The organism is Enterobacter sp. CGMCC 5087 (genome assembly GCF_003144775.1).
In the GTDB taxonomy this organism is placed as follows: Bacteria; Pseudomonadota; Gammaproteobacteria; order Enterobacterales; family Enterobacteriaceae; genus Enterobacter; species Enterobacter cloacae_M.
This window is the reverse complement of sequence record NZ_QFXN01000039.1, coordinates 1-8173: the sequence shown is the minus strand read 5'-3', so window position 1 is coordinate 8173 and position 8173 is coordinate 1. Positions and strand designations below refer to the sequence as shown.

The window sequence follows — 8173 nt, the reverse complement described above, 5'->3', positions numbered from 1 at the left end:
ATGCTGCTCCTGACGATAGTATTCCCCGCCGTAGGTCAGAAGGTGTGCTGCAAAGGTGTCGCTGAACAGACGGGTGCGGTTTTCCACCTTGCCGCCTTTGGTCGTCTGCTTGCGAAACTCACCGCTGCCGTCGACGTTCTGGGCATTAATGCGCGCTTCGGACCAGTAGACCTTCGCGTCAGCGTCCAGCCAGTCGTACCCTTCCGGTGCAATGTGGTAGCCAACCTGCGCATCGCGCTGGATGGTGGAGCGGTCGGTCATCGGGTTACTGCTGTCCGCCCCGGTGGTTTGCGGATTTTTTGGCTCCTGGGCGGCGTTGTTGTAGTAGCGCAGGGAGCCGCTCAGGGTCTGGGCCGGGTCGATTTTCCAGCTGCCTTTTGCCAGCATGTTGTTGATGGATTCGTCGTTAGGCGCGGTTGCACCGTCGCTCTGGCGGATATCACCGCGATCACGGCTGGACCAGGAGACCAGACCGTCCAGCGTGTCGGTGCGGCCATAGGCGCTGGCCCCCATGCCAAGACTGCGATCGCCTGTCGCCCCCGTACCAAACACGCGGTAGCCGCTGTTTTTACCGGGTTCGAGTAGATCTTTCGCATCGGCGGTGTCATAGGAGATCACGCCGCCCAGCGCGCCGCTGCCGTACAGCAGGGCCGACGGACCGCGGACCACCTCGATACGTTTGATTAGTGCGGGATCGAGGAAGGTGCTGTTCAGGTGGCCGGTATCGGTCCCCTGGCGCACGCCGTCAACCAGCACCAGCACGCCGCGGCGGTCATAGCCGCGCAGGTTTACGTCCTGCCCGTTGGTGCGCCCGGTGCCGTCCAGCGTCAGGCCGGGTACGTTACGCAGCAGATCGGCCGCCGAGCTGGCGGTTTGTTTCTCCGGCGCGCTGGCGTCAATCACGCTTACCATCATGGGCGCTTCAAAGGCGCTGCGGGCGTTGCCCGTGGCGGTGACGGTAATGTCGTCTGTGGCGGCGAACGCGATGCCCGGCAGGGCGCTAACAATCGCCAGCGCCAGAAGTGACGGACGTAAAGATGCGGAAGGCAGGTGTGGCATAGCAACTCTCCATAAGAAGTGAAAAGCGCTGGCTGCCTGGGTATCACCTGGGTGGCTGGCGTATTTTTAGGTGTTGTTTATTTTGTGAGGATCAGTTTTCCGGCATGGGTCTGGCGCAGAAGATAGCGCTGTCCGTCATGCTCGATAATGACCCGTCCCTCATCGCCGAGGAGGGTTTTGCTGTCAATGCGACGCTCGGTAGGGGCTGGTGCTGTGTCTGTTTTTGCTGGCGTTGCCGCGCTGTTATCCGTACGTGACATAATGTTTATAAATAACAATCAATGTAACAATGATAATCATTATCAATAAACTGCAAATTGACGGCAAGCGTTTTTGTGAAAAAAGGGTGAGGGGATCAAATTTGGGGGTGAGGTGCGGTTGATGCCCTCACTTCGACCCTCTCCCATAGGGAGAGGGAGAAGGGCACAATCGTAGGTCGGGTAAGCGCAGCGCCACCCGACAATAACATCAGAAGCGAGAATCAACCGCAGCTGCCAGCTTTTCCAGCAGCAGTTCGCTGTCTTCCCAGCTAAGGCACGGGTCGGTGATCGACTGGCCGTAAACCATCTGCTGTCCGGCAACGATTTTCTGCGTACCTTCTTTGATAAAGCTCTCAGCCATAATCCCTGCAACGGCGGTCGAGCCGCTGCGGATCTGCTGACAAATCTCATCGCAGACGTCCAGCTGGCGGCGATGCTGCTTCTGGCAGTTGCCGTGGCTGAAATCCACCACCAGATGTTCCGGCAGGTCGAACTCGGCCAGCGTTTCGCAGGCCGCCGCAATATCTTGGGCATGGTAATTGGGTTTCTTCCCGCCGCGCATAATGATATGCCCGTAAGGGTTACCGCTGGTCTGGTAGATGGTCATATGACCCCTCTTATCCGGCGACAGGAACATGTGGCTGGCACGGGCAGCGCGGATGGCATCAACCGCGATACGGGTGTTGCCATCGGTCCCGTTTTTGAAGCCGACCGGGCATGAGAGGGCGGAGGCCATCTCACGGTGGATCTGGCTTTCGGTAGTGCGAGCGCCAATCGCGCCCCAGCTGATCAGATCGGCGATAAACTGCCCGGTCACCATATCGAGAAACTCGGTCGCCGTTGGCACCCCCAGCTCGTTGACCTGTAAAAGCAGCTTCCGCGCCAGCTCGATGCCGTGGTTAACGCGATAGCTGCCGTTGAGGTCAGGGTCGGAAATCAGGCCTTTCCAGCCCACCACGGTGCGCGGTTTTTCAAAGTAGGTGCGCATCACGATCTCAAGGCGATGCTGGTACTTATCCCGCAGTCCCTGAAGTCGTTTTGCATAATCCATCGCGGCATCCAGATCGTGGATGGAGCAAGGCCCAATCACTACCAGAAGACGTTTGTCTTCACCGTTCAGGATTTTTTCAATGCGGCGGCGGGAGGCCGTCACATGTTCTGCGACGGCGGCGGAAACGGGATGCCGCTGTGCCAGTTCAGCCGGCGTGACCAGGCTGTCAATGCGCGCAGTGCGGAGTTCATCGGTTTTATTCATGGAATGTCTCAGAAAATTTTTGCTTCATCGGCAGACTACCGGGAAGTGATGGGCATCACCTTAAACCAATCCCTGCTGATTTCAAGTTCGGGGCGACAGCGCCCCGTGGTTGCAGATGATGATACCTGAATCTGAGTTAATGTACTAGCATATTAGTACATGCGGCGATTAAGCCCCATGATGTCGAGAATTTTGGTGGCAATTTCTTCAACCGAATAGTTGGTGCTGTTCAGCCACGGGATCTGGTTTTTGCGGTACAGCGCTTCCACTTCCGAGACCTCCATCCGGCACTGGCGCATGGAGGCGTAGCGGCTGTTCTCGCGGCGCTCCTCGCGGATGGCCGCAAGACGTTCCGGGTTGATCGTCAGGCCGAACAGCTTGTGCTGCAGCGGCTTAAGGGCGGCGGGCAGCACCAGGTTATCCATGTCGTCGGCGATAAACGGGTAGTTTGCGGCGCGAATGCCAAACTGCATCGCCAGATAAAGGCTGGTCGGGGTTTTGCCGCAGCGCGACACGCCAAGCAGGATCACCTGCGCCTGGTCGAGATTTCGCAGCGAAATACCGTCGTCGTGGGCGAGGGTGTAGTCGATAGCGGCGATACGCGCGTCGTACTTGGTCAGGTTGCCGGGGTTCAGCCCGTGGGTACGGTGGGCAATCGGGGTCGGGTCGAGCTTCAGCTCGCTCTGCAGCGGAGCCACCAGCGCCTGTACGATATCCTGGCAGAAGCCTTCACTTTGCAGAATGATGGAGCGAATCTCCGGGATCACGATAGAGTAGAACACCAGCGGGCGGACGCCGGTCTGCTGGTAGATGGCGTCAATCTGGTCCTTCACCGCTTTGGCGCGGCTCTCGTTTTCAACAAACGGCAGCGTGATGCTGTTAATCGAGACGGGAAACTGCGACATCACCGCGTGGCCCAGCACCTCGGCGGTGATCGCCGTACCATCAGAAATATAAAAAACGTGGCGATCGACAGCACTATCCATTTTACTCACCCTGAATATCAGACCTAATTGTCTGAAAGCATAAATTAAAAAAGTAAATTACACAGCAAAGAACTTATCCTAATTATGAATGAAACGCTGTTTTTGATTTTCCTGAAAAGTGGATTTCATTTTTCAAATAGCGACTTTATTTTTGGGGTTTCTGGCTGAATATAGAGGAATCATCGGGTTAATCGTTGATGGGAAAGTATCCGAAAAGTTGAAATTTTAAATTGCTTACACGATTCACCGTTTTTTTAGCGGAAATAAATATGCCAGTATAAAAACGTAGTCAGGTGTTACTTACTCCGATCAAATATCACAAAAGGATTGTTTCGATGTCCAACAATGGCTCGTCACCGCTGGTGCTTTGGTATAACCAACTCGGCATGAATGATGTAGACAGAGTTGGGGGCAAAAATGCCTCCCTGGGTGAAATGATTACAAATCTGTCAGGTATGGGTGTCTCCGTACCGAACGGGTTTGCCACCACCGCCGATGCCTTTAACCTGTTTTTAGACCAGAGCGGTGTTAACCAGCGCATTTACGACCTGCTGGATAAAACGGATATTGATGACGTTACCGAGCTTGCCAAAGCCGGGGCGCAGATCCGCCAGTGGATCATCGACACACCTTTCCAGCCGGAACTGGAAAAAGCCATTCACGACGCGTACAACCAGCTCTCTGCTGACGATGCGCAGGCCTCCTTTGCCGTGCGTTCCTCTGCGACCGCAGAAGATATGCCGGACGCCTCGTTTGCCGGACAGCAGGAAACCTTCCTGAACGTCCAGGGTTACGATGCGGTGCTGGTGGCGGTGAAGCATGTGTTTGCTTCCCTGTTCAATGACCGCGCCATCTCCTATCGCGTGCACCAGGGCTACGACCATCGCGGCGTGGCGCTCTCCGCTGGCGTGCAGCGCATGGTGCGCTCGGACGTGGGCTCATCCGGCGTGATGTTCTCCATTGATACCGAATCCGGCTTCGACCAGGTGGTGTTTATCACCTCCGCGTGGGGTCTGGGTGAGATGGTGGTGCAGGGTGCGGTAAACCCTGACGAATTCTATGTCCACAAGCCAACGCTGGCCGCTGGCCGTCCGGCGGTGGTGCGCCGCACCATGGGCTCGAAAAAAATCCGCATGATCTATGCCCCGACCCAGGAGCATGGCAAGCAGGTTAAAATTGAAGATGTACCGCAGGAGCAGCGCGACCGCTTCTCCCTGACCGACGCCGAAGTGCAGGAACTGGCGAAGCAGGCGGTGCAGATCGAAAAACACTACGGCCGTCCGATGGACATCGAATGGGCGAAAGACGGTAACACCGGCAAGCTGTTTATCGTGCAGGCGCGTCCGGAAACCGTCCGCTCGCGCGGTCAGGTGATGGAGCGTTATACGCTGCACGCGCAGGGTAAAATCGTGGCGGAAGGCCGCGCCATCGGTCACCGCATCGGTGCCGGTCCGGTCAAAGTGATCCACGACATCAGCGAGATGAACCGTATTGAGCCAGGCGACGTGCTGGTAACCGACATGACCGACCCGGACTGGGAACCGATCATGAAGAAAGCGGCGGCTATCGTCACCAACCGCGGCGGTCGTACCTGCCACGCGGCGATCATTGCCCGCGAGCTGGGTATTCCTGCGGTTGTCGGCTGCGGTGACGCCACCGAGCGCATGAAGGACGGGCAGAACGTGACCGTCTCCTGTGCCGAAGGCGATACCGGCTACGTCTACGCCGATATCCTCGACTTCAGCGTGAAGAGCTCAAGCGTGGATACCATGCCGGACCTGCCGCTGAAGATCATGATGAACGTCGGCAACCCGGACCGCGCGTTTGACTTCGCCTGCCTGCCGAACGAAGGCGTTGGCCTGGCGCGTCTGGAATTTATCATCAACCGTATGATCGGCGTTCACCCGCGCGCGCTGCTGGAGTTTGACGACCAGGATCCGAAGCTGCAGAACGAAATCCGCGAGATGATGAAAGGCTACGACTCGCCGAAAGAGTTCTACGTCGGCCGTCTGACCGAAGGGATCGCGACGCTGGGCGCTGCCTTCTATCCAAAACGCGTGATCGTGCGTCTGTCTGACTTTAAGTCTAACGAGTACGCCAACCTGGTCGGCGGCGAGCGCTACGAGCCGGAAGAAGAGAACCCGATGCTGGGCTTCCGCGGGGCCGGACGCTACGTGTCCGACAGCTTCCGCGACTGCTTCGCGCTGGAGTGTGAAGCGGTGAAACGCGTGCGCAACGACATGGGGCTGACCAACGTCGAAATCATGATCCCGTTCGTGCGTACCGTGGATCAGGCGAAAGCCGTTGTGGACGAGCTGGCGCGTCAGGGTCTGAAGCGCGGCGAGAACGGGCTGAAGATCATCATGATGTGCGAAATCCCGTCCAACGCCCTGCTTGCCGAGCAGTTCCTGGAGCACTTCGACGGCTTCTCTATCGGCTCGAACGACATGACGCAGCTGACGCTGGGTCTGGACCGCGACTCCGGCGTGGTCTCCGAGCTGTTCGACGAGCGCAACGAGGCGGTAAAAGCGCTGCTCTCCATGTCCATCCGCGCGGCGAAGAAGCAGGGTAAATACGTCGGGATCTGCGGTCAGGGTCCATCCGACCATGAAGACTTTGCCGCATGGCTGATGGAAGAGGGGATCGATAGCCTGTCCCTGAACCCGGACACCGTGGTGCAAACCTGGCTGAGCCTGGCGGAACTGAACAAGTAACGCCACGCTGACCCGAAAAGGCGAGGATATTATTCCTCGCCTTTTTTATTTCTTTTCTTATTTGCTCCCCATCACAAATAAAGTAAAAAACCAAATATCATAATTTGTCTGTCAATTTAGACAATTGTTAGCGCGCAAACCGTTGCTAATACTTGAGCCTTACTGCGCATTTCCCTTAAGAAGTTGCGCAACTGGTTGAAATACGTTTTAACCTGATAAAAAGGCAAATAACAATGACACTCTCCTCTGTATTGCGTACCAAAGATAAAATAGGTTATGGCTTAGGCGATATGGCCAGCGCGCTGGTCTGGCAAACGGCAACGTTATTTCTCGCTTATTTTTATACAGATGTTTTTGGGCTACCCGCCGCGATTATGGGCACCATGTTTTTAGTGGTGCGCGTGGTCGATGCCTTTGTCGATCCGTGCATTGGCGCCCTGGTTGACCGCACCCGGACGCGTCACGGACGTTTCCGTCCCTGGCTGCTGTGGTTTGCCATCCCGTTTGGCGTGAGCTGCCTCATTACCTTCTATGTACCGGACGTTGGTCCGACGGCGAAAATCGTGTACGCCTGCGTAACCTACGCTATCTTAAGCCTGATTTACTCAGCGATTAACGTGCCTTACTGCGCCATGCCCGGCGCGCTGACGCTGGATCCGCGCGAGCGTCATTCTCTGCAGTCGTGGCGTTTTGGCCTGTCGTTTATCGGCGGGCTTATCGTGACGGTTATTGCCCTGCCGCTGGTCTCACTGTTAGGCCAGGGCAACGTGCAGAAAGGCTATTTCTATGCCATGAGCCTGATGGGGCTGCTGGGCATTGTGCTGTTCTTCTGCTGTTTCCTGATGACCCGCGAGCGTTATTCTCCGCGCAATGATACCTCCGGCTCCATGCTCACCGATTTAAAACTGCTGGCCGGTAACAGCCAGTGGCGTATTGTGTTCCTGTTTAATATTTTGCTGTTAACGGCGGTGGTGACGCGCGGTTCCGCCACCATGTATTACGTGAACTATGTGCTGCTGCGTCCGGATCTGGTTTTTGCCTTTATTGTTTCCGGCATGGTGGCCTCCTTAAGCGGCGCATTATTATCTGAACGGCTGCTGGGGAAATTTGACCGCGTGCGCGCCTACCAGTGGACGATTATCTCCTTCGTTATTTTCGGCGCGCTGATTTTCTTCCTGCCTCCTTCACAGGTGTGGCTAATCTTTGGCCTTAACATCGTCTTTAGCTTTATTCAAAACCTTACCACGCCGCTGCAGTGGACCATGTTCTCCGATGTGGTCGACTACGAAGAGCACCGGAGCGGCCGTCGTCTGGACGGGCTGGTTTTCTCCACCGCGCTGTTTGCCATCAAGTTTGGCCTGGCGCTGGGCGGGGCGGTCGTCGGCTGGGTGCTTGGCATGGTGGATTACGCCCCGGGCCAGGCAACCCAGGCGCCAGGCGTTCTCTCGACCATCAACGCGCTTTTCACCCTTATCCCGTGCGCGCTGTTCCTCTGCATGGTCGCGCTGCTTGCCATCTACAAGCTAAACAGCCGGCTGGTGGATTCCATCGCCCGGGAGCTGGCCAGCAAGCGTGAAGTCAGACCCGAAGCGGGGCAGCTCAGCCCGGCAACCTCTTCCGCACTACAGGAGTAAAACATGACGACTATCTATAAGGACGCGGGACGTCCCGTGCACGAGCGCGTCGCCGATTTACTGGCGCGCATGACCCCGGAAGAGAAGTTCGCCCAGATGCACGCGTACTGGCTGATCCTCGATGAAAACGGTAACCACCGCGAGCGCAGCGATCTGAGTGACGAATTCGCCGGCGTGAGCGAGCAGGCTGCGCTCAGCAAACGGCTGAAGCTCGGCGTCGGGCAGATCACGCGGCCGCTGGGCACCCACATTGTCGACGCGAAAA

6 protein-coding genes and 1 pseudogene are annotated in these 8173 nt (G+C 56.8%); 3 read left to right on the top strand and 4 right to left on the bottom strand.

Annotated elements, in window-relative coordinates; all coding sequences use genetic code 11:
• The 4 genes from DEO48_RS03685 to DEO48_RS03670 all read right to left on the bottom strand — a co-directional run.
• Positions 1-1059 (bottom strand): TonB-dependent receptor plug domain-containing protein (locus tag DEO48_RS03685; protein WP_109844398.1); only part of this gene is annotated, 1059 nt, incomplete at its 3' end.
• Positions 1060-1136: 77 nt separating this feature from the next.
• On the bottom strand, positions 1137-1319 hold the full coding sequence (gene hemP / locus DEO48_RS03680) for a hemin uptake protein HemP (RefSeq protein ID WP_024909414.1): 183 nt from the start codon (positions 1317-1319) through the stop codon (positions 1137-1139).
• A gap of 208 nt (positions 1320-1527) precedes the next feature.
• Positions 1528-2574: a 3-deoxy-7-phosphoheptulonate synthase AroH gene (gene aroH, locus DEO48_RS03675; RefSeq protein ID WP_109844397.1), complete on the bottom strand. Its 1047-nt coding sequence runs from the start codon at positions 2572-2574 to the stop codon at positions 1528-1530.
• A 152-nt stretch (positions 2575-2726) separates the two neighbouring features.
• Positions 2727-3560, bottom strand: coding sequence for a pyruvate, water dikinase regulatory protein (locus tag DEO48_RS03670; protein ID WP_023311315.1), 834 nt, complete (start codon positions 3558-3560; stop codon positions 2727-2729).
• Between the two features lie 335 nt (positions 3561-3895).
• Between DEO48_RS03670 and ppsA the strand changes: the two genes are divergently transcribed.
• The 3 genes and pseudogenes from ppsA to DEO48_RS03655 all read left to right on the top strand — a co-directional run.
• Positions 3896-6274, top strand: a complete 2379-nt coding sequence (ppsA, locus tag DEO48_RS03665; RefSeq protein ID WP_023311316.1) for a phosphoenolpyruvate synthase — start codon at positions 3896-3898, stop codon at positions 6272-6274.
• Positions 6275-6507: 233 nt separating this feature from the next.
• On the top strand, positions 6508-7908 hold the full coding sequence (locus tag DEO48_RS03660; RefSeq protein ID WP_109844396.1) for an MFS transporter: 1401 nt from the start codon (positions 6508-6510) through the stop codon (positions 7906-7908).
• A 3-nt stretch (positions 7909-7911) separates the two neighbouring features.
• Positions 7912-8173: pseudogene (locus tag DEO48_RS03655) on the top strand (beta-glucosidase); the annotation flags it as partial.